Consider the following 21865-nt stretch of genomic DNA (forward strand, 5'->3'; position numbering starts at 1 on the left):
TCCTTAGACTATTCCATTTCAGTTTCCCGATTTTAACAGCGACCGGAGACGATTTACGCACCGCCAACGCAGCCACCTAAGAGTCTCTCCCTCCACTTCCAAAAGCCCAGCTCGTGTAGTTTACCCAGAGCTGGGCTTCTTTTGCGCTCCCATGAGACACCCGAAAGGGCTGCACTCCTCTCCACTGCAATAGGTGCGTGAATCGGTCGGAGGAGCATCGCGTTCGCCTTTAAAATCGGGAAACCTCCTTAGACTATTCCATTTCAGTTTCCCGATTTTAACAGCGACCGGAGACGATTTACGCACCGCCAACGCAGCCACCAATAGTGTGCAGCCCTTATCATTGCCCTCCATCCATGACAACGCAAAAAAAGCCCAGCTCCCTAAAGCAGGAGCCGGGCTTTCATCTATCTCAATTATTTTTGCTTCAAGTTGTAGAAAGACTTCAAGCCGTTGTATTGAGCGAGTTCACCCAATTGATCTTCGATGCGAAGCAATTGGTTGTATTTCGCAACACGGTCAGTACGGGAAGGAGCACCTGTTTTGATCTGACCAGCGTTTGTAGCAACTGCGATATCAGCGATTGTGCTATCTTCGGATTCACCGGAACGGTGAGAGATAACAGCTGTGTATCCAGCGCGTTTAGCCATTTCGATTGCATCGAATGTTTCAGTCAATGTACCGATTTGGTTAACTTTGATCAGGATGGAGTTACCAATGTTTTCATTGATACCTCTTTCCAAACGCTCAGTGTTCGTAACGAACAAGTCGTCACCAACGAGTTGAATTTTGTCACCCAATTTCTCAGTGAGCAATTTCCAACCATCCCAGTCGTCTTCGGAGCATCCGTCTTCGATTGTGATGATTGGGTATTTATCAACCCAAGAAGCAAGCAGGTCAACGAACTCTGCAGGCGTGAAGGATTTGCCTTCGCCTTCAAGAACATACTTACCATCTTTGAAGAACTCAGTGGAAGCTACGTCCATACCGAGGAATACATCTTCGCCTGGCTTGTAGCCAGCTTTTTCGATCGCTTCGATAATGGAAGACAATGCATCTTCGTTGGAAGTGAAGTTAGGAGCGAATCCACCTTCGTCACCAACTGCAGTGTTCAAGCCTTTACCTTTAAGTACGGATTTCAGGTTGTGGAAGATTTCAGCGCCCATACGAAGTGCTTCTTTGAAGCTTTCAGCGCCAACAGGCAATACCATGAACTCTTGAACGTCAACGTTGTTGTCAGCGTGAGCACCACCGTTAACGATGTTCATCATTGGTACTGGAAGTTGTTTTGCATTGAATCCACCGAGGTAAACATACAGCGGCAGGTCAAGAGCGTCAGCAGCTGCGCGAGCAACAGCCATGGATACAGCCAGGATTGCGTTAGCGCCTAGCTTGCCTTTGTTTGGAGTTCCATCCAAGTTGATCATCAGCTTGTCGATGCCAAGTTGATCCAAAGCATCCATGCCGATCACTTCTGGAGCGATAATTTCGTTTACGTTCTCAACAGCTTTCAAAACACCTTTACCAAGGTAACGGGATTTGTCGTCGTCGCGAAGCTCAACAGCTTCGTGAACACCAGTGGATGCACCGGATGGTACGATTGCGCGGCCAATTGCGCCGGATTCTAAGTATACTTCAACTTCTACAGTCGGGTTACCACGGGAGTCAAGGACTTCGCGTGCATAAACGTCAGAAATAACAGTCATTTGTGTAGTCTCCTTTAAAGTTATTTATTTTAAATAGTAAATCAATTTATTTGCGAGATGCAATCATGGAAGTACCGGTCATTTCCTCCGGTTTATCAAGCTGCATCAGATCTAGGATGGTTGGAGCGATATCAGCTAGGATACCACCTTCACGCAGGGTTACGTTCTCCTCAGTCACGATAAACGGAACTGGATTTGTTGTATGAGCTGTAAACGGCCGTCCATTCTCATCGAACACCATATCCGCATTACCGTGGTCAGCAGTGATGATTACCACACCGCCCTTAGCAAGAACTGCATCCACTACTTTACCAACACATTCATCAGTTGTTTCTACTGCTTTGATCGTTGGTTCCAGCATGCCGGAGTGACCAACCATGTCTGGATTTGCAAAGTTCAGGATGATCGCATCGTGTTTATCCGCTTCGATCTCCTTCACACAAGCATCTGCCACTTCATAAGCGCTCATCTCAGGCTGCAGATCATAAGTAGCAACCTTTGGTGAGTTGATCAGCACCCGAGTTTCACCCGGAAGTTCTACATCACGGCCACCACTGAAGAAGAAGGTTACGTGTGGGTATTTCTCCGTTTCAGCAATACGTAGTTGTTTCTTGTTGTTCTGCACAAGAACTTCACCAAGCGTATTGTCGAGGTTTTTCGGCTTGTATGCTACAAAGCCTTCCACAGTTTCGCTGAACAAGGTTAAGCAGACAAAATGCAAGCCTTGTGGGAACTTAGGTCCACGCTCAAATCCACGGAAATCTTTGTTCGTAAATACCTGGGACAGCTGAATCGCACGGTCCGGACGATAGTTCAGGAAGATAACGGAATCTCCGCTTTCTACCAGACTCACCGGATTGCCCTGATCATCTACAATAACAGTTGGCTCTACGAATTCATCGTAAACCGATTTCTCATAAGATTCATTGATCGCTTTCAGCGGATCTGTGTATTTCGGGCCTTCGCCATATACCATCGCACGGTAAGCTTTCTCTACACGATCCCAGCGTTTGTCGCGGTCCATCGCATAGTAGCGTCCCGAAATCGTAGCAATTTTGCCGACACCGACTTCCTCAATTTTAGCAAGCAGATCTTTAACAAACTGCTTACCACTGTCAGGAGCCACATCGCGGCCATCCATGAAACCATGGATGTACACTTCATGCATATCTTCCTTCTTCGCCAGATCCAGCATAGCGAACATATGCTCAATATGACTGTGGACACCACCGTCGGACACAAGACCGTACAGGTGGAGCTTCTTGTTGTTTTTCTTAGCGGCCCGAATCGCTTCAACCAAGGTTTCATTCTCATAGAATTCACCTTCGCGAATCGATTTCGAAATCCGAGTCAGGTCCTGATAAACGATCCGGCCGGCTCCGATATTCAGATGGCCCACTTCGGAGTTACCCATCTGTCCTTCTGGAAGACCTACTGCTTCACCACAAGCTGTCAATGTCGTATTCGGATACTGCTTCAAATAACGATCATAGTTCGGCTTGTTCGCCTGAGAGACCGCGTTGCCTTCAGACGTGTTACGCAGACCGAATCCATCCATGATGATTAATGCTACCGGTTTGGGTGCTGACATCTTACTTCGCCCCCTCAACGAGTTGGATATAAGAAGCCGGCTGCAAGCTAGCACCGCCAACGAGCGCACCGTCGATATCGCTTTGTCCCATGTACTCTGCTACATTCTCAGGCTTCACACTACCGCCGTATTGAATACGTACTTGAGCAGCGACGTCTTCACCATACATTCCTTTCACAAGGTCACGGATGTAAGAGATTACTTCGTTAGCGTCCTGTGCTGTAGAAGATTTACCTGTTCCAATTGCCCAGATCGGCTCGTAAGCAATGACAACATGAACCGCTTGATCCGCAGGAATTCCTGCAAAAGCAGCTTCTGTTTGTACTTTACATACATCTTTAGTTTGTCCAGCTTCACGCTCTTCAAGCTTCTCACCAACACACACGATTGGAAGAAGGCTATGACGGAATGCAGCATGAACCTTTTTGTTCACAATCTCATCCGTTTCGCCAAAATATTGACGACGCTCAGAGTGTCCGATAATGACATAATCCACGCCCAAATCTTGCAGCATAACGCCGCTGATTTCGCCAGTGAATGCGCCATTTTCTTCAAAATGCAAGTTTTGCGCACCAATCTTGATGCTAGTACCTTTAGCAGCTTCAACAAGTGCTGGAAGGTTCGTAAACGGCGCGCAGATCACGGCTTCAACGCCCTCGACTTCCGCTTTTCCTTTTACTTCTTCGAAGAATGCTTTAGCTTCCGGAACAGTTTTGAACATTTTCCAGTTGCCAGCTATGATAGGTGTTCTCACACAGTTCACTCCTTTGCTCACCCCCATCTTGGGGTTCGATTCTTTGCGATAACTTACGCTATACAAGTAGAACCAACTGTTATCCTAGGACAACAGCGCTTCTACGTGAAATTTTACTACTTATCGTTCAGTGCCACAACACCAGGAAGCTCTTTACCTTCCATGAACTCAAGAGATGCACCGCCACCTGTAGAGATGTGGTTCATTTTATCTGCCAAGTGGAACTTCTCTGCTGCTGCTGCGGAATCACCGCCGCCAATAATCGTGTAAGCTTCCGTATCTGCACAAGCTTGTGCTACTTCACGAGTACCGTTAGAGAAAGGTTCAATTTCAAATACACCCATCGGTCCATTCCATACAACCAACTTGGAGTTTTTGATCACTTCTGCATACTTCGCACGCGTCTTCGGTCCGATGTCTACGCCTTCCCAATCTGCAGGAATACTGTCGATATCAACGATTTTCGTGTTAGCGTCCGCACTGAAATCATCCGAAACCACAATGTCTACCGGAAGGTAGAAGTTCTTACCAAGTTCTTTTGCTTTCTCGATAAAGCCAAGTGCAGTGTCCAGTTTGGAATCATCACACAGGGATTGACCGATCTCGTGACCTTGGGCTTTGAAGAACGTGTAAGCAAGTCCACCGCCGATAATGACGTTGTCAGCGAGCGTAAGCAGGTTATTAATCACATCGATTTTGTCTTTAACCTTCGATCCACCGATAATAGCTGTGAATGGACGATCCGGGTTCAAAAGAGCTTTGCCAAGTACAGACAATTCTTTCTCCATCAGAAGACCCGATACAGCTGGAAGATGATGCGCGATTCCTTCAGTCGATGCATGTGCACGGTGTGCAGCACCAAAAGCATCATTCACGAACAGGTCGGCAAGCTCAGCGAATTGCTTCGCAAGCTCTGGATCATTCTTCTCTTCACCCGGATAAAAACGAACGTTTTCAAGCACGAGAACGTCTCCGTCCTTCATGTTTGCAATTTGAGCTTTTACTGCATCCCCAATTGCTTCATCTGCCTTCACGACAGGTTTGCCAAGAAGCTCAGACAAGCGTTCGCTTGCAGGCGTCAAGCGCATGGATTCAACCACTTGACCTTTCGGACGACCCATATGGCTTGCCAAAATGACTTTAGCGCCCTTCTCTACCAAATACTTAATGGTCGGCAGAGTTTCACGGATCCGAGTATCATCAGTAATCTTTCCATCCTCAAGGGGTACATTGAAATCGACGCGGACAAACACCCGTTTGCCGCTTACTTCTACATCACGTACACTTTTCTTGTTCATCTCCACGTTCCTCCTAAGAAACTATTTCCTCGCCGACAGCGCAGCTGCTCTCTCTTTTGTTTTAGAGTCCGGTTCTATCTATTCTTCCCAGTACTCTGGCATGAAAATATATAAACAAGTAGAAACGACTCTTCCTTATTAAGAAGCTGATACGTTTCCATAAGACAAAATCAAAGAGGAGCGCCACAAGGAACCCCTCTTCGATTTGTGTATCAGATCAATTACAGACCTTTGCTTGCGATGTATGCAGCGAGGTCAACAACACGGTTGGAATAGCCCCACTCGTTGTCATACCAAGAAACGACTTTCACCATGTTGTCGCCAATTACCATAGTTGACAATGCGTCAATTGTGGAAGAAGCTGGGTCACCATTGTAGTCGCTCGATACCAAAGGCTCATCAGAGTAGTTCATGATACCTTTCAATGCGCCTTCAGCTGCTTCTTTCAAAGCTGCGTTAACTTCTTCAACTGTAACGTTCTTCTCAAGCTCAACAACCAAGTCTGTAACGGAAACGTTAGGTGTAGGAACACGCATGGACATACCGTTCAATTTGCCTTTCAATTCAGGCAATACAAGGGATACTGCTTTCGCTGCACCAGTTGTAGTTGGGATGATGTTTTGAGCTGCTGCGCGAGCACGACGAAGGTCTTTGTGCGGCAGGTCAAGAACGTTTTGGTCGTTAGTGTAGGAGTGAATAGTGTTCATCATACCTTTAACGATACCAAATTTGTCGTTCAATACTTTAGCAAATGGTGCCAAGCAGTTCGTTGTGCAAGAAGCGTTGGAGATTACTGTATGGCTAGCTGCGTCATACTTATCTTCGTTAACACCCATAACGATTGTGATATCTTCGTTAGTAGCTGGTGCGGAGATGATAACTTTCTTCGCGCCGCCTTTCAAGTGAGCTTCAGCTTTTTCTTTAGCTGTGAAGATACCAGTGGATTCCACAACGATTTCAGCGCCTACGGAGCTCCAAGGAAGGTTCTCAGGGTTACGCTCTGCAAATACTTTAACTTCTCTGCCATTTACAACAAGCGCGCCTTCTTTAGCTTCTACAGTTGCGTTGAATTTGCCATGTGTTGTGTCATATTTCAAAAGGTGTGCCAGCGTTTTTACGTCTGTCAAATCGTTGATTGCAACAATTTCAACATCCTTGTTGTCCAGCGCTGCGCGGAACACGTTACGTCCAATACGTCCAAATCCGTTAATACCTACTTTAACCATGAGTATTTCCCTCCATATAGTGAAAGTTTTTTATTTATTCAAGACGGACCGTGAGGCCCATCATGACAACAAAGTTAGTACGAATGCTCTTCGTCATTGTTCTTTATGCCTGTCGCTTAGTCCAGGCTCTTCGCTATTTCCAGAGCCGCGGCCTCATCCATAACGAGAATGTCCTCGTGTCCGAACTTCAGCACGGCATGTATCGCTTTAGCCTTACTTCGTCCACCAGCGATACCAATAATCGTCTCTGTCCGCATAATATCCTCAAGTCTTAGCCCAAGGGTAAGCATACGGTGAACGACTGTTCCATCTTCACTGAAATAGTAGCCAAAGGATTCGGCAATCGCACCTTCCGCTTTCAGATCCTTAATTGAAGGTTCATCAAGCTTCCTGCGGTGAGCCATCTCCATAGCATCTCCTATACCGTGAACAATAACACATGATCGACGTATCACATTCACAATGTCCCGGATATGGTGATCCTGAACCAGTGACTGATAGGCATCGTCGCTCAACAGATCTGGTACATGCAGTAGCCGATATTCGGCTCCTACCTTCTTCGCCATCTTAGATGCGATTGTGTTGGCTTGAATCTCCATACTCTCGCCCAAACCGCCCCTTGCAGGTACAAACCACGAACCTGTTAAAGGACCAGCTGACGGCGGTGCCATCTGCTCAGCTACTTCAGCGAGCGTTGATCCACCTGTTACAGCAATGATGTCTCCGCTATTGACATAGTTAAGTAATGTTCTTGCACCTGCCCTGCCAAGTTCGCGTTTCACATCAGCTGAAGACTCACTATCACCGGGGACAACTACTACTTTACGCAGCCCGTAAGCCTCGCGGATCTTCTCCTCCAGATCAGCTAATCCGAACAAATCATTCATGACAGGCTCAAGCTGGTCAAGTAAGTTCTGTCCGCTACTGCTAATCCTCATCCCAAGCGTCTCAATCTCGATGAGCCCTTGTGCTTTCAGTAGGTCTGTTTCGGCCCTCAGCACACGTTCGGTCATTGACAGTGATGCCGCGAGCGTCCTGCGCCCCACCATTCCAGATAACATGATCTGATGAAGGATCGTATATCTTCGCTTGAGAATGTCCATGAGATCGGGCAGAAGCTGCTCTTGTAATTCTAATAAGTTACGCATGCATTCCACTCCTGCAACTTCGTCTTGGACCTTCTACCGATGGTCGCAAAATGTCCCAGTCAAGCGTTTTAAGTCCCACCCTTATTCTAACCAATATTTATGGAGGTTGCAAGTGTTCCGAATGTATATTTCTCAACCCTAAGCATTCTTATACATCGGGAAGAGGTTGTCCTTAAAGTGGATACACAACTGTCAAAGTCATATACAGTATCTCCCAAAAGGTGTGAATTTCTTCATATACAGATGGATTCTGTCTCGCTCTCATCAGCCATGCTTATTAGAATCTTTGGCACTGTTCTTGTCTTTTCGAAAAAGATGCGGTATAATCATCTTCGTTGCTATTTTGCGCCCGTGGTCCAATGGATATGACGTAGGCCTCCGGAGCCTGAGATCGAGGTTCGATTCCTCGCGGGCGCGCCATTTATTTTCATAACTTCTATATATTGTTTACCCACAAGTGCCCATAACGGCTCTTTTTTTTACCCAATAGTTTGACTTTCTTTGACTTTATGGTTGAAATTGTTTATTATGTGGGTAATACGGTAACAGTATTTTAATGAGGAATGCATTTAAGAGGAGGTTTTTTATATGAGTTTCATACCTATGGTCGTTGAACAAAGCAACCGCGGTGAGCGCGCGTACGACATCTATTCCAGATTGCTGAAAGATCGCATCATCTTCCTCGGCTCCGACGTGAATGACGTAGTTGCCAATGCCATCATTGCACAAATGCTGTTCTTGGCAGCTGAGGACCCAGAGAAGGACATTCACCTTTACATCAATAGCCCTGGCGGATCAATCACCGCTGGTATGGCCATATTCGATACAATGCAGTTTATCAAACCTGACGTGTCTACCATCTGTGTCGGCATGGCTGCTTCCATGGGAGCATTCCTGCTGAATGCAGGCGCTAAGGGTAAACGTTTTGCGCTTCCTAACAGTGAAGTTATGATTCACCAACCACTTGGTGGAGCTCAAGGGCAAGCAACGGATATCGAAATCCGCGCCCGTCGCATCCTGAAGATGCGCGATAAGCTGAACCATATTCTCGCAGAGCGCACAGGTCAACCGCTTGAGCGTATTGAGAAGGATACGGATCGTGACTATTTCATGACTGCTGCTGAAGCGAAGGAATACGGTCTGATCGACCAAGTTCTTGAGAGCACGCCGCCGCAAGGCATCTAACATTTTGCAACAACAAGAGGCTAATATCCGTTAATATACGGATGTTAGCCTTTTTGGCATGAAATAATTAGACACCCTATGTCTTTTGTGGATATAATTGGGATTAATTAATATTGCGATCGGAGAGATGACTATAGTGGGTAACCGATTATCCTTGATTTTACTACTTCCCCTCTGTTCAATCCCATTTTCCATAATCAACATACTTCCTGCGTTTAAAGGAAATACACCTGATATACAACACACAGTTGCATCTGTCTTTGCTGTCATACTACTATTTCTGCTTGGCCTGTTGCTCGGGTTAAAAGACCAATCTTATTTTGTTCGCTGGTTTTCCCTGTACTGGATAGCAGGTATTTTAGTTTTTGCATTAGGTTATTTGACAAAATCATTCATCATACTTCTTCCCGTTGCCTTTATTTATTTCTTCCCCCTTTACGGACTCCGATTATTTCTAAATATTCCATCGGACCTAACCCTTGTACTCCTGTGCACCATGATTGCTCTCGTAGCAGGATTACTCGGTTATTCACTCGGCCGTTTCCGCAGCAAGAATACACCCATTGTTCAGGAGAAGTAATGAGACCTTCAATCGAGCGAAGTCAAAGATAGACCAAAATAAAGCAAGGGCAGAGGCCAATTTCTTGGCTTCTGCCCCTTATTTTTCACAATCTCGAATATTGCTATTTCCATTCCTTCAAATTCAGCTCAAACTGCGGGAAACCATAAGCGTATGCTGTGTATTCATATAACGAGAAATACAGAACAGCTGCATTATCCTTCAGATAGAACTGAGCATCTGCAGGGACCCCTTTAAAACCGCCAAGGTATCCGCCATCTTGTTTCATTTTGTTAAGGACAAGGTTATTTAACTTCTGCTTGTTCTTACCCTGCATGTTGATGAAATCACCAAGCTTCATCTGCTTTCCATCCTTGAGCGAGAACGTATAGCTATTGCGGAACGTCATGCCGTGCGCCCCGCCTGTATAGGAATAATTATATGTCGTGATGCTGAGTAAACCGTTAGCATTATAATGCACCACGAAATCTCCCTGGAACTCATACGGATAATTACTTCCTGATGGAGGTAAGGTGCCTATGTCTCCTTCAGCTCCATCGAACACATTTTCCATATTTGTTTTTAGTACATTGTTGATTTTCGTCTGGGCCTCTTCATTCTCTAAGCCACTAATGACCGGATAATTTACAACCGCTGTTGTATTTAGAATTTTCTTCTTCACTGTCTCTGTCTTAATGGTGATTGGATTTTGTTTCTTCGCTGTCATATTTAGCAGTTTCGCAGACGGACTCCATTGTCCTTGAATACCCATGTATTCATTCAGCACTTTGTAAGGGATGTACAATCGGCCGTTTACAATCTTAGCGCCTGGTTCTCCTGCAAAATATCCATTCACCGTGAGATAGATTTCATTCGCATCATATACATTCGCGCTTAATTTGTTGTAGCCATCACCTAGCGTGTAAACCTTGTTCTTGGCGTCATATTTCAAAGGAAGACCGAGTACATCTCGAATTACCGTTGCTGGCACATAAAGGGCACCATGATCAAGCATTCCTTTCTGCGATAATGCTTTACCATTCCACTTAAGCGATATATCAGAATTCACTTTCTTTGAAGAAGCTGCTACCGAACTAGCTGTGGTCTTAGAATTGCTTGCATCTACTGCTTGTCCACTTAAACTTAATCCTCCCAAAAATACGCCTGTTGCAATAACCGCTGCACCATATTTCATTTTATAATTCATATATTATGCTCCACCTTCCATATAAAAGTAAGGTCATTTACTATATTACCCATTTCCATTATAGGGAACACGTTAGTTAGAGAGGTAACAATCGTGGTGACAATTTTGATTCCTGTTAATTAGAAACAATAAAGACCGTCATACCGCGTATTATTGGACACCAAATCCCTTATTTCACTCAAAAGTTTTTTTCGTAATCTATCGGACACAGGTTCCACTATTGAGCCAAAAAGAGCTGTAAAATCAACGAATATGATTAAATAGCGGATCTACCGTCCATTTAAGTAGCACATTCGGCCCAAATCACGAAAATAGCGGATTCTGTGTCCGGGAATATGCCCCGGCCCGAAATGTCCCACTGCTAATGAGGTTCAATAAACGACTCGTTATAAAAAAAGACCCGCACGAAGGAACACTTTGTCTCAAAGCGTTCCCCTACGGGTCCTTAATAACCATTCTTAACTATTTCAATAGCCAGCCTTTAGTGTGCCGGTTCTTATCTTCCGCTCTTCAGTTCCGTCCAGAAACGGTCGTAAATTTGCAGATTCTCACCGACATCGCCCAGCCACTCTGTGCGCTTCAGTTCATCTTCTGTCAGGTTGATCATTTTATCTGCACGATATTCCTCATTATGGAACTCCATCGCTTTACTGTTCGGATTGCTGTAACCGATGAATTCATAGTTTTTAGCACTCACTTTTGGATCTAGCATATAGTTGATAAACTTCTCTGCCAGTTCTTTGTTCTTCGCGCCTTTTGGAATCGCATAGTTATCAGAGAAGATGGTTGCCCCTTCTTCTGGTACAACATAAGCTACATCCGGATTTTCCTTAGCGATAAAAGAAGCATCACCAGACCATACGGTTGCGATCCAGCCTTCTTCTTGAATCATCTTCTGCTTAATGTTGTCTGTATCAAAGGCCAGTACGTTCGGGAGTAAAGTTCTCAGCTCATCCACAGCCGTCTTAATCTCCGCTTCATTCGTTGTGCTGTTAGATTTACCTTCCTTCTTGAGTGCCATACCGATCATTTCACGATTGTCATCAAGGAGCAGCACTTTGCCTTTATAAGCTGGATTCCAAAGATCATTCCAACTCTTAATCTCTTCTTTAACATACTTCTTGTTATATGCGATTCCCGTTACACCGGATGTATAAATTACAGAGTATTTATTGCCCGGATCAAAATCCGGATTCTTAAACGTATCCGCAATATTATCGATGTTCGGGATGTTGTTCTTATCAAGCGGCTCCAGCAAATCCATATTGATCATGGTCTTTACCATATAATCGGAAGGCTGAATTAGATCATAGCCGCTACCGCCTACTTTAATCTTCGCCAGCAAGTCCTCATTATTCGCGTAATTGTCGTATGTCACCTTGACATCGAACTCTTTCTCAAAATCCTTCAGCACCGCTGGGTCAAAGTTATCCGCCCAACTATAAATGTGCAGAGTTTCCTTTTCGGAGCCACAAGCTACCAAGGCTGTTAACGACATTGTAGCGATCACGCCTGCCAGCAGCAGACGGGTCCATCTCGATTTTTTCAATTCACTATCTCCTCTCTTTCCGCCTTACATTTTTTTAAACAAATTTATCCGAAAAACGGTTCGTCCGCTTAGATCGGCAGTGTCTTGTGTTTCTTCTGACCATTGCCCCGGTTAAGTACATATTGAGCAAGTAGGATCAGCGTTACGCTCACCAAAATGAGCAATGTACATAATGCGTTAATTTCCGGGGAAATCCCTCGCTTCACCTGGGCATAGATATAAATCGGAAGCGTTGTTGAGCTCGGGCCAGCTACAAAGAAGCTAACCATGAAATCATCAAGCGACAGTGTGAATGCAATCAGTGCGCCAGAGATAATACCTGGGGAGATCTGCGGCAATGTTACATGACGGAAGGTCTGCCACCGGGAAGCTCCTAGATCCAGCGCTGCTTCTTCTAGTTGCTTACCCATATTAGCAAGCCGCGCCGTTACCACTACATACACATAAGATAAGCTGAATGTAATATGAGCGATAATAATCGTTGTCTTACCTAGAGGCATATCCATCTGCGTGAATAGAACAAGCAGTGACAGACCCATGATAATGTCTGGGATAATGACTGGTAAGTACATCAGCCCTGTCATGCCACTCCGACTCTTTCTCCCGAGGTTACGAAGTGATAAAGCCGCTAATGTCCCGAGAATAGTGGATACAATCGTTGAGATCACGGCAACGGTCAAACTGTTCATGAGAGCTTCCATAACGTTTCTATTACTGAACAGCGAAACATACCAGTCGAACGTAAAGCCCTCCCAGTTACCACTCAACCGTGTATCATTAAAGGAATAGATCACGATCATAAGAATCGGTACATAGATGAAAGCCATCATCAAGAATGAGTGAATCCCAAGTAAGGGGTGACTTCGTTTCTTCACGCTCTCCCCTCCTTCAATCGTTGGTGACGGGCTTGCATGGCCCTGTTGAATAACATCACTAACACCAGCGAGGTAATAACAAAAATAACCGACAAGGCAGCTCCAAACGGCCAGTTACGCGCACCCAGGAACTGTGCTTGAATAATGTTACTAATCATAGCCGATTTTGCACCGCCTAGAATATCTGTAACAACGAACATGCCTGTTGTAGATACGTATACCAAGATGGAACCCGTCATAATACCGGATTTGCTCTGAGGTAAGGTAACATGTCGGAATGCCCTCCACTTCGAAGCACCTAAATCGCTTGCTGCATCAAGAAGACGCTTGTCCATCTGTTCCAGTGCCACATAAATGGGAAGCACCATGAACGGAATGAAGTTGTATACCATCCCAAGCAGGACAGCACCCTTCGTATACAGCATCTGCATAGGTTCATCAATCCATCCCAGATTCATAAGAACGGTATTTACAACCCCTTGTGTTCGGAGTAGAAGCACCCAAGCATACGTACGAATCAAGAAATTGATCCAAAACGGCACGGTGATTAAGATCAGCCCCCATGTCTGGATACGCGGGGAGGCGTTGGCTATATAATAGGCCAGCGGATAGCTGACGAATAGACAAATGACCGTGGTTAACACGGATAGAACAAGCGTATCCCAGTAAATGCCGAGATATAACGGATCGAAGAACGTCTTGTATCCTTCCAGGCTGAAGGAAAATACGATATCTCCATGCACATCACGTTGCATAAAAGATATGGCTACTACAATAAGCATCGGTACAATAAGGAACAGGGAGAGCCACAGCAGGACAGGAGTCAGGAGGAATTTAGATTTTCTCATGACCCGATTCCCACCTCATCTCTCGCATCCCAGTTCAGGCCGATTCTTTCACCGACTTCCCAAGGCTCGTCATCTGTAAAGTCAAGCGCAATGGTTACTCTCATCGGTTCGTCTTCGAGCTGTACCATCAATTTATGCACGTTGCCTAAGTACTGGACATCCTCAATCACGCCAGTCTTCTTGCCACCTGGTCCGCGAAGCGGAGTAATTTTCTCAGGACGCACAGCAAAAAGCCCTTCGCGCGAAGAGAATATATTGTTCTCTCCAACAAAGGTTGCAGCGAACAGGGTTTGTGGTCTAGCGTAAATCTCACGTGGAGTACCAATCTGCTCTACCTTCCCGTTATTCATAATAACGATCCGGTCTGATAGCATCATCGCTTCCTCCTGATCATGCGTGACATATACAAATGTAATGCCAAGCGAACGCTGTAGATGCTTCAATTCAGACTGCAGGTTTTTGCGGAGCTGAAGATCGAGTGCACCAAGCGGCTCATCCAGCAAAAGCACTTTCGGTTTATTCGCAATCGCACGGGCAATAGCCACACGCTGTTGCTGTCCACCCGAAAGCTGGTGCGGATAACGATCCACAAGTTGAGTAAGCTGGGTCATAGCCACAGCTTCCGCTACACGTTCCTTGATCTGAGAACGCGGCATTTTTTTCATTTTCAATCCGAAGGCAATATTGTCTTCTACGGTCATGTGCGGGAAAAGGGCATAATGTTGGAACACGAGATTCAAATCTCGCTTGTTCGCCGGCACATCAGTCACGTTCTGACCAGCGAGCCATACTTCCCCTTCCGTTGGCTGTTCGAATCCTGCAATCATTCGGAGGATTGTCGTCTTGCCGCAACCGCTGGGGCCCAGCAAAGTCAGGAATTCTCCTTCCTTAATGGAGAGCGACAGCGGATGCACGACCGCTTGTCCCTGAAACTGTTTTTCTATTTGGACAAGTTCAATCATGTGCACCATCATCCCCTTACGGTTAATATTAGTAGTCTATCCTATAAAGTAAGAAAAACGTCTTCCGACGTATTCCTTAAAGGGCAACCGCGTTTTCGCGGTGTTTATTCTTGCGACATCATGTTGTACAGTCACACAATTATCATCAGATGCGCTAAGAGAAAAAAGCCATATCCATTGGTATGGCTTAACGTCTTTACAAGTACAGTTTTTTGCATATTCACTATACCTTGTTTTGACCCTATACACAACACTTTTCTGAGTTATTCGACAGGTTCGAACCTTATCCCGTCACGCTTTTTGGTATTCTTCACCATGCAGGGTTAAAAGTGTAAATAGTGCGATGTATGTCCTCCATATGAGGACACATACCTAAGATTAATATAATTTCCTATCTTTCCAAAAATAAAACCGCCTCATCTCGCATATACTGCGAAAATGGGCGGTTCTTGTATTTAATGGGCTAATAAAATTAGCCTATTTCATTTCATACTGAACATACAGCTGCGTGATGAGTTTGATTTCGCCAGGTTTTACAGAGGTGCTTGCATCAGCCATCGAAGCACTTTCTGCTTTTGCCATATCCATATTACCATAGCTGTACAACTCACGGTTCGCAGCTTCATCTTGAATAACGCTTACAACAGCACCAAGCTGACGTTTGGAAGCCTTCGCAATAGCTAGTGCTTTCAAGTCCGCATTTGCCATTGCTTTTTCAATTACTTGAGTCTCAAATGCATCCCGGTTCTCAATAGAGAATCTTGCATTGCCGATATTATTCGCCCCAGCTTCTGCGACAGCATCAAGCAATTCACCAACCTTGCTTAGATCACGAAGTGTTACTTCAAGAGAATGCGCAGCAGTGTAATTTTGTACTTTGCGTCCTTCTTTATCGCTGTAACTATAATTTGGCTGAACATAGAACTGCTCAGTTTTGATATCCTTGTCATCAATTTTCCATGTTTTTTTGAGCAGGGTATTAATTTGTGCCATCTTTGTAGCATTGTGTTTCTGAGCGGACTTTGCTGTCTCTGCATAGGATTCTACACCGATCGACAGATATACAATATCCGGCTTTACGGAGATTTCACCCTTACCCAGTACTTTAATAAGGTTCTGCTGCGCAGCCTCAGCTGCATACACCTCACCTGTTCCCAGAGCACCTGTCCATACGGAACCGCCTGTAAGAAGCGCCCCTGCGATCATAACCGACCCCAAACGTTTAGCCCAAACTTTCATTTGATCTCGACCTCCTTCGAATTGGCATCGCTGTCATGCTTGCCTTACCTTTCTAACGCGCATAAATTGGTAAATGTTGCGCATTAGTTGAAGTTTAAGATAATATTTCACCTTAATTTCAAGCTTAACTCAAAGAGAGCTCCATATTTAAAGGTAACAAGCACTCATTTGGTGAAGAAGCGATTCGGGTAGATCAAATAAAAATAGCCGTTTAGCTATTAGGACATTTAAGCTTTTCAAATCTCTTAATATTTCAGTATTTTCTTATGAATAAACTTCATTAATTATTGGTATCGATTCCGCTTGATTTAAAGATTTCGCAACGATACAAGTACATAGATATATGAAAAAGTGATTAAATTCCTCAATTTTGGTTTAATAGTATCGAGTAATGCAACTTACAAAAAATGGAGGTTTTAGAATGGCAAAAACTAAAAAATTTATCAGTACTACGTTAATTGGTTTTTTGACTTTCAGCTCCGTAAGCCTAGTGTCAGCTGCACCTGTTCCTGACTTAACAGTTCCACTTGATTCAACGGTTCCGCCAGGATACCAAGTTATCAAAGAATATGATACTACTGATGCCAGCACAAAAGTGGACATGCTAGTAGAAGGGAAGACTCTTCTATCCGAAACTCAACAGCATGATAAATCTGGATCTATTTCTAATGATTTCGATAGCACAAATACTGAAATTCTTAAAAACGAAACGCATATTTATCGTGACTTACAGAATATAGAAACAGGTGATGTTATCCAACAATACAAAACCGATTTGGTTGTTGCATCTGACCCCTATTCTTACTCAGGTTCCAGTCAGACTTCCGATAAATCAATTAAATTAACTATTTCGTTATATTACCACCAAATCGAAAAAAACAATTTCGTCTGGATGGGAATGGATAAAGCGTATTGGCGCTTCGACAAGGGTAGTTCACCTAACAGTAACATAATCCCTTATCTTACAAATTATTGCACCATGGTTCAAACTGGACCTGGAATTAATAATTATGCTCAGAACCAGAAATCTAACTGCTCACCATTAGGAGGTGACCTTAGCTTCGGCAAGACCTATCTTGCAACAGCTCCTTCAGGTTGGGTAGAGGTTCTTGATGAGGGACTAAACACTAGTATGGGACTAAAAATACAAGCTAGATTCCTAAACCAATCAACTTCAAAGGTTATAAATTTTGATTGGGCATTAACAATTGAAGGAGTCGGTCCTTGGGGGTAGAGTTCACCCGTGCACTAGCGATGAATCCGGATATCATGCTTTTTGACGAGCCAACGTCGGCACTTGACCCCGAAATGGTGGGCGAGGTACTTGGCGTGATCAAGAAGCTAGCGAGTGAAGGTATGACGATGATGATCGTTACCCATGAGATGGGCTTTGCCCGTGAGGTGGCCGACCGGGTTATCTTTATGGATGGTGGGTACATCGTAGAAGAAGGACCTCCAGAAGAGTTGTTCGGAAATCCGAAGAACGAGCGTACCATCAGCTTCTTAGAGAAGGTTTTATAGGCGTATTGAAGCGTATTTTGCGTAAAAAGGCTCACATGGGTGTCCATTCCCATGTGAGCCTTTTGTGTGAATGTATTAATAAACCTCAGTCCTGCAATCTTACTCTTGTTTCTGAGAACGCGCACATGGCACCTTCACCGTAAATGTTGAGCCCTTCCCAAGCTCCGACTGGACAGCAATCTCCCCTTGATGAATATCGACAATTCGCTTCACAATGGATAACCCCAGACCACTCCCCCCCGCGGCTCGGTTCCGTGATTTATCTACCTTATAAAAACGTTCGAATATACGCATCTGGTCCGTCTCCGACATCCCAACACCTGTATCTGCGATGGACACCTCAGCTCCTTGATCATTCGCTTTCAACGTTATCGTAATCATACCGTCTTCGGGTGTGAATTTGATGCTGTTATGTAGCAAATTGATCCACACCTGATTCATCAAATCCTCCGCGGCCTCGATCTCCACCTCTGCCAGATCCAGCTCAATCTGAATTTGTTTTGCGAGCCACTGAGGTTCATTCGCCAAAACAATCGACCGAAGCTGCTCATCGAGCCGATAGCGCGCTACCTCAAATACCTGTTTATCTCCTTCCAGGGAAGACAGCTTCAATAGATTGTCGCTAAGCTGTGATAATCGTCGACTTTCTCCTTCAATGATCTCCAGATAGTAATTTCTCCGCTCCTCTGTCAGCTTCGGATTACGAAGAGCCCTTGCGAATCCACGAATTGACGTCAGTGGGGACTGAATTTCATGTGATACATTCGAGATGAAATCCTGACGCATGGTTTCCATCCGCCCAAGCTCACCAGCCATATCATTAATGCTTTTCACAATCGTCTGGAATTCGCTACGCCCTTTCTGGTCCTCCACCTTCACAGAGAAATCTCCTTTGGATATACGGCGCATCGCATCTGTAATTACGTTCATCGTTGCAATCTGTTTGTGCCGGAACAAGAGGCCCACAAGAAATATAGTAATGAAGAAAATAATAACACTCAGAAAAAGATCAATGAGCCCTGCAATATAATTCGAAGAGGGAGCTCCTGTCTTGAGATAGATGGCCTTCGTTATATACGTGCTTCCTGTCCATGATGCAGCTAGTAGCGCGAAGCCGGCTAAAGTCACTAACGTCTCACGTATGATCATCCAGGTGATACGAAGTGCTTTTCGCATTAGCTGCCACCCACCTCTAGACGATAGCCAAGCCCACGCACTGTTCGAATCTTGAACCGATACTTCTCCTCAGGAAATCGCTCTCGCAATCTGTTCACGTGAACATCGAGCGTTCGCTCGTTCCCCTCAAAGTCATATCCCCAAATATCCTCGATTAATCGATCACGCGTAAGTGTACTTCCCGGATAACTAGCCAGCTTAAAAAGCAGTTCAAACTCTTTCAAAGGTATCGTTAATATCTCATCAGCTGTCTTGACTTCATACGTTCGACGGTTCATCTGCAGCTTTCCGATTGTCACTGTCTGAGAAGCCGCTACTTGATATCGCTTGAGCAATGCTTTCACACGCACAACAAGCTCTGCAGGCTCAAAAGGCTTCACAAGGTAATCGTCTGTCCCCAGCTCAAATCCCTTCAGGATTTGTTTTGTCTCCCCTATGGCGGTTAACATCAGAACCGGTATGCCTTCATTCTTACGTATTTCCCGGCATAATTCCCACCCATCCATATTCGGCATCATAATGTCCATAACGACCAAATCAACCGCGGTCTGCTCCATAACAGATAGGGCTTCTACTCCATCAGAGGCTTCGAACACTTCTTCCATGCCCGCCTCCTCAAGAAACACCTTCACAAGTTCCCGAATGTACGGATCGTCATCCACCACTAATATTTTCGCCACAAGTATCCCCCTTTCGCCAACATAACAGTACAACTACGCCTTGATTCCATCATTCATCTGCAACTGCTGAACTGCAAACTCTCTATACATATCATGCCGTTGTAATAGCTCCTCATGTGTTCCACGACCGGTTACCGTTCCCTTTTCTATAAATATGATCTGATCTGCTCCCACCACAGTAGATAGTCGGTGTGCAATTACAATCGTTGTCCGTCCAGCCATCAGATTACTCAGTGCCTTCTGCACTTCAATTTCCGATCGGCTATCTAGACTGGATGTTGCTTCATCGAGCATTAGTATCTTAGGATCTCGTAAAAGTGCCCTTGCAATCGCAATCCGCTGCCGCTGTCCACCGGAAAGCTTCACTCCTCGTTCACCAACATCGGTATCAAAACCATTCGGCAGATCATCTATAAATCCGTCCGCATATGCCATCTCCGCAGCTCTTCGAACCTCAGTATCACTTACTTCCCGGTCTATCCCATAACATAGGTTCTCCCGAATCGTACCCGCAATCATCGGACTTTCTTGAGAAACGTAACCGATCAAGCCCCGCCAGGAACGCAAGGAAAATGTATTGATCGGGGCCTGCCCCATTCTGATCTTCCCTTCCGTTGGCAGATAGAAACGTTCAAGCATCGAGAACAACGTTGTTTTCCCGCCTCCACTTGGTCCCACAACAGCTGTCACCGTTCCAGGCTCCATCTGAAAGCTAACATCCTTTAATACGGGCTCATCCGCCTTATATCCAAACGTCAGGTTCTCAATCGATATTTGTTGATTTGCATTCATCACATCCACCCCACTTGTGAGTGACTCCTCGTCTGCATCCAGTGTTTCTAGTATTCGCTCTGTGGCTCCTTTAGCCTTCTGAAGCTGGGTAAAAAATGTAGTCAACTGCGTCATAGGCATCACAATTTGAATCAAATACAAAATAAACGCCACTAGTTCACCTGCTGTCAGCGCACCTGTAGATACTTGTAATCCACCATAGCCTATAACGACAACAAGTAGCATCATCAGAACAAAGGACATTAGTGGTGCGATCCACGCCGAGACAACTCCCTCCTTGATACCGAAACTCAGCAAGTTGGTAATGCCTCTACTTCCACTTGCATATTCTTTATCTTCAGCATTAGAGGCCTTAACCAAGCGGATCTCTGACAGCACTTGACTGATATTCGCTGTGAATGAAGCTGTCTCGTCCTGCATACCAAGCGATATTTTGTACATCTTCTTACCAAGAGGCACAAGGATCAGCGCTGCGATTGGAATGACAATAAACATCGTCAATGTCATCTTCCAGTTTAAATACAGAAGTACGCCAATGGAGCCGATAATTGAGATGATCCCACTGAAAAATCCAGCCAAATGGTCTGAAATTAAACTTTTAATGACACCTGTATCATTCGTCATCCGGCTAACGGATTCGCCTGAACGGTTATGGTCGAAATATCGGATCGGCAGTACCAGCAGCTTCTTCCACAATCGTTCGCGTAGTGCCGCGACCATCTTCTGCCCGGTATAACTCAGTAAAAAAATTGAGAAACCAGAAGCAATCGTCTGTAGAATAAACGCAACCCCTAGCCCAATAATATGCGATGATTTCATATCGGTTAGAGAGAAGCCATCCACCAAGCTTTTCGTAAACATCGGAATCACCAATCCGACAAGTGTTGAAACAACACTCAGCAGTATAGCTATAACAAGCAAAAACTTAGGTGGCTTTGTCTCTTTCATTAGGCGGAAGAATGCCTGAAATCCTGGTTTCGCATTCGTGTTCTCATTCCGCACAAGCTCCCTATTTTCTATAGTTTGATCATGTATGCTCATATGTTTGCTCTTCCCTTCTCCTGTTGCTATCCAAGGAAAGAATAACGCAATATTTTAAACTGAAGTTAAACAACGACTGTCTATCTTCTGACAAATACAAAAAAGGCGGATCATATCCACCTCTGCCTTTGTATGTATAAACTAAAAAAAGCCTTGCACACGACAAGACTTTTTTTGGATGCGATTATTGGTTCTCTAATTCTTCTTTGCTTACCAGGTTCACTAAAGAAGTAACCGCTTGCTCTGCATCAGCACCTTCAGCGCTAATGTGAACTTCGGTACCTGAACTAATGGCAAGGCTCATAATTCCCATGATACTTTTTGCGTTAACTTTTTTATCATCTTTTTCCACGAAAATTTCAGATGAGTATTTATTCGCTTCTTGAACAAAAAGCGCGGCCGGTCTCGCATGCAAACCGGTTTTTAACCGAACGACTACTGGGTGCTTTGTCATGTAAAGTTTACCCCCTATTATCGAATCTCAAAAAAACTTTAAAATCGATGCTAT

The 21865-nt window shown here is 44.8% G+C and carries 19 protein-coding genes, 1 tRNA gene and 1 pseudogene; 5 read left to right on the forward strand and 16 right to left on the reverse strand.

Going from position 1 to position 21865, the window contains the following annotated elements; genetic code table 11:
- Window positions 1-416 precede the first annotated feature (416 nt).
- From eno to AC3WJJ_RS18350, 6 genes are all read right to left on the reverse strand, one after another.
- Window positions 417-1706: a phosphopyruvate hydratase gene (eno, locus tag AC3WJJ_RS18325; protein WP_422659245.1), complete on the reverse strand. Its 1290-nt coding sequence runs from the start codon at window positions 1704-1706 to the stop codon at window positions 417-419.
- A gap of 46 nt (window positions 1707-1752) precedes the next feature.
- The gene (gene gpmI, locus AC3WJJ_RS18330; protein ID WP_492542927.1) at window positions 1753-3297 is read right to left on the reverse strand and encodes a 2,3-bisphosphoglycerate-independent phosphoglycerate mutase; all 1545 of its coding nucleotides are present in this window, start codon (window positions 3295-3297) and stop codon (window positions 1753-1755) included.
- A 1-nt stretch (window position 3298) separates the two neighbouring features.
- A complete protein-coding gene (tpiA, locus tag AC3WJJ_RS18335; protein WP_492542929.1) occupies window positions 3299-4051 on the reverse strand; it encodes a triose-phosphate isomerase in 753 nt (250 codons plus the stop codon).
- A gap of 116 nt (window positions 4052-4167) precedes the next feature.
- A complete protein-coding gene (locus AC3WJJ_RS18340) occupies window positions 4168-5349 on the reverse strand; it encodes a phosphoglycerate kinase (RefSeq protein ID WP_492542931.1) in 1182 nt (393 codons plus the stop codon).
- A 221-nt stretch (window positions 5350-5570) separates the two neighbouring features.
- Window positions 5571-6575, reverse strand: coding sequence for a type I glyceraldehyde-3-phosphate dehydrogenase (gene gap, locus AC3WJJ_RS18345; RefSeq protein ID WP_422659241.1), 1005 nt, complete (start codon window positions 6573-6575; stop codon window positions 5571-5573).
- A 116-nt stretch (window positions 6576-6691) separates the two neighbouring features.
- Window positions 6692-7723 carry a sugar-binding transcriptional regulator gene (locus tag AC3WJJ_RS18350; protein ID WP_492542934.1) on the reverse strand — a complete coding sequence of 344 codons (1032 nt, stop codon included), beginning with the start codon at window positions 7721-7723 and terminating at the stop codon, window positions 6692-6694.
- Between the two features lie 345 nt (window positions 7724-8068).
- Here AC3WJJ_RS18350 and AC3WJJ_RS18355 point away from each other — a divergent pair.
- From AC3WJJ_RS18355 to AC3WJJ_RS18365, 3 genes are all read left to right on the forward strand, one after another.
- Window positions 8069-8143 (forward strand) — tRNA-Arg (locus AC3WJJ_RS18355).
- Window positions 8144-8311: 168 nt separating this feature from the next.
- Entirely contained in the window at window positions 8312-8908 is a 597-nt protein-coding gene (gene clpP, locus AC3WJJ_RS18360; protein WP_492542936.1) for an ATP-dependent Clp endopeptidase proteolytic subunit ClpP, read from the forward strand.
- 97 nt (window positions 8909-9005) lie between these two features.
- The gene (locus tag AC3WJJ_RS18365) at window positions 9006-9488 is read left to right on the forward strand and encodes a hypothetical protein (RefSeq protein WP_492542938.1); all 483 of its coding nucleotides are present in this window, start codon (window positions 9006-9008) and stop codon (window positions 9486-9488) included.
- Window positions 9489-9591: 103 nt separating this feature from the next.
- On the opposite strand, the gene AC3WJJ_RS18370 is transcribed toward AC3WJJ_RS18365, so the two are convergent.
- From AC3WJJ_RS18370 to AC3WJJ_RS18395, 6 genes are all read right to left on the reverse strand, one after another.
- Window positions 9592-10674 carry a PdaC/SigV domain-containing protein gene (locus AC3WJJ_RS18370; RefSeq protein WP_492542940.1) on the reverse strand — a complete coding sequence of 361 codons (1083 nt, stop codon included), beginning with the start codon at window positions 10672-10674 and terminating at the stop codon, window positions 9592-9594.
- A gap of 496 nt (window positions 10675-11170) precedes the next feature.
- Complete coding sequence (locus tag AC3WJJ_RS18375) at window positions 11171-12223, reverse strand: ABC transporter substrate-binding protein (protein ID WP_492542942.1); 1053 nt, start codon at window positions 12221-12223, stop codon at window positions 11171-11173.
- A 68-nt stretch (window positions 12224-12291) separates the two neighbouring features.
- On the reverse strand, window positions 12292-13098 hold the full coding sequence (locus AC3WJJ_RS18380) for an ABC transporter permease (protein WP_422659235.1): 807 nt from the start codon (window positions 13096-13098) through the stop codon (window positions 12292-12294).
- A complete protein-coding gene (locus tag AC3WJJ_RS18385; protein WP_422659234.1) occupies window positions 13095-13946 on the reverse strand; it encodes an ABC transporter permease in 852 nt (283 codons plus the stop codon). The genes AC3WJJ_RS18380 and AC3WJJ_RS18385 overlap by 4 nt, the downstream gene beginning before the upstream one ends.
- The gene (locus AC3WJJ_RS18390; protein ID WP_492542945.1) at window positions 13943-14908 is read right to left on the reverse strand and encodes an ABC transporter ATP-binding protein; all 966 of its coding nucleotides are present in this window, start codon (window positions 14906-14908) and stop codon (window positions 13943-13945) included. Before AC3WJJ_RS18390 ends, AC3WJJ_RS18385 begins: the two co-directional genes overlap by 4 nt.
- Window positions 14909-15385: 477 nt before the next feature.
- On the reverse strand, window positions 15386-16147 hold the full coding sequence (locus tag AC3WJJ_RS18395) for an SIMPL domain-containing protein (protein ID WP_492542947.1): 762 nt from the start codon (window positions 16145-16147) through the stop codon (window positions 15386-15388).
- Window positions 16148-16568: 421 nt separating this feature from the next.
- Between AC3WJJ_RS18395 and AC3WJJ_RS18400 the strand changes: the two genes are divergently transcribed.
- Window positions 16569-17381 (forward strand): hypothetical protein, encoded by an 813-nt coding sequence (locus tag AC3WJJ_RS18400; RefSeq protein ID WP_492542948.1) that lies wholly within the window; start codon window positions 16569-16571, stop codon window positions 17379-17381.
- Window positions 17378-17668: pseudogene (locus tag AC3WJJ_RS18405) on the forward strand (ATP-binding cassette domain-containing protein); the annotation flags it as partial. The gene AC3WJJ_RS18400 and the pseudogene AC3WJJ_RS18405, both read left to right, overlap by 4 nt.
- Window positions 17669-17767: 99 nt before the next feature.
- On the opposite strand, the gene AC3WJJ_RS18410 reads toward AC3WJJ_RS18405, so the two are convergent.
- The 4 genes from AC3WJJ_RS18410 to AC3WJJ_RS18425 form a co-directional block, all read right to left on the reverse strand.
- On the reverse strand, window positions 17768-18844 hold the full coding sequence (locus AC3WJJ_RS18410) for a sensor histidine kinase (protein WP_492542950.1): 1077 nt from the start codon (window positions 18842-18844) through the stop codon (window positions 17768-17770).
- Window positions 18844-19524 (reverse strand): response regulator transcription factor, encoded by a 681-nt coding sequence (locus tag AC3WJJ_RS18415; RefSeq protein ID WP_492542952.1) that lies wholly within the window; start codon window positions 19522-19524, stop codon window positions 18844-18846. The genes AC3WJJ_RS18410 and AC3WJJ_RS18415 overlap by 1 nt, the downstream gene beginning before the upstream one ends.
- 33 nt (window positions 19525-19557) lie before the next feature.
- Window positions 19558-21264 carry an ABC transporter ATP-binding protein gene (locus AC3WJJ_RS18420; protein WP_492543099.1) on the reverse strand — a complete coding sequence of 569 codons (1707 nt, stop codon included), beginning with the start codon at window positions 21262-21264 and terminating at the stop codon, window positions 19558-19560.
- Between the two features lie 277 nt (window positions 21265-21541).
- Window positions 21542-21811 carry an HPr family phosphocarrier protein gene (locus AC3WJJ_RS18425; RefSeq protein ID WP_007133000.1) on the reverse strand — a complete coding sequence of 90 codons (270 nt, stop codon included), beginning with the start codon at window positions 21809-21811 and terminating at the stop codon, window positions 21542-21544.
- Window positions 21812-21865: the final 54 nt, after the last annotated feature.

The organism is Paenibacillus sp. FW507-14B1B, from assembly GCF_058781425.1.

What these genes read in the sequence shown, in the direction of transcription:
- eno (WP_422659245.1), bottom strand. Translation starts at nt 1,706, where the DNA reads ATGACTGTTATTTCTGACGTTTATGCACGCGAAGTCCTTGACTCCCGT.
- gpmI (WP_492542927.1), bottom strand. Translation starts at nt 3,297, where the DNA reads ATGTCAGCACCCAAACCGGTAGCATTAATCATCATGGATGGATTCGGT.
- AC3WJJ_RS18340 (WP_492542931.1), bottom strand. Translation starts at nt 5,349, where the DNA reads ATGAACAAGAAAAGTGTACGTGATGTAGAAGTAAGCGGCAAACGGGTG.
- gap (WP_422659241.1), bottom strand. Translation starts at nt 6,575, where the DNA reads ATGGTTAAAGTAGGTATTAACGGATTTGGACGTATTGGACGTAACGTG.
- AC3WJJ_RS18350 (WP_492542934.1), bottom strand. Translation starts at nt 7,723, where the DNA reads ATGCGTAACTTATTAGAATTACAAGAGCAGCTTCTGCCCGATCTCATG.
- clpP (WP_492542936.1), top strand. Translation starts at nt 8,312, where the DNA reads ATGAGTTTCATACCTATGGTCGTTGAACAAAGCAACCGCGGTGAGCGC.
- AC3WJJ_RS18370 (WP_492542940.1), bottom strand. Translation starts at nt 10,674, where the DNA reads ATGAATTATAAAATGAAATATGGTGCAGCGGTTATTGCAACAGGCGTA.
- AC3WJJ_RS18385 (WP_422659234.1), bottom strand. Translation starts at nt 13,946, where the DNA reads ATGAGAAAATCTAAATTCCTCCTGACTCCTGTCCTGCTGTGGCTCTCC.
- AC3WJJ_RS18390 (WP_492542945.1), bottom strand. Translation starts at nt 14,908, where the DNA reads ATGATTGAACTTGTCCAAATAGAAAAACAGTTTCAGGGACAAGCGGTC.
- AC3WJJ_RS18395 (WP_492542947.1), bottom strand. Translation starts at nt 16,147, where the DNA reads ATGAAAGTTTGGGCTAAACGTTTGGGGTCGGTTATGATCGCAGGGGCG.
- AC3WJJ_RS18400 (WP_492542948.1), top strand. Translation starts at nt 16,569, where the DNA reads ATGGCAAAAACTAAAAAATTTATCAGTACTACGTTAATTGGTTTTTTG.
- AC3WJJ_RS18410 (WP_492542950.1), bottom strand. Translation starts at nt 18,844, where the DNA reads ATGCGAAAAGCACTTCGTATCACCTGGATGATCATACGTGAGACGTTA.
- AC3WJJ_RS18420 (WP_492543099.1), bottom strand. Translation starts at nt 21,264, where the DNA reads ATGAAAGAGACAAAGCCACCTAAGTTTTTGCTTGTTATAGCTATACTG.
- AC3WJJ_RS18425 (WP_007133000.1), bottom strand. Translation starts at nt 21,811, where the DNA reads ATGACAAAGCACCCAGTAGTCGTTCGGTTAAAAACCGGTTTGCATGCG.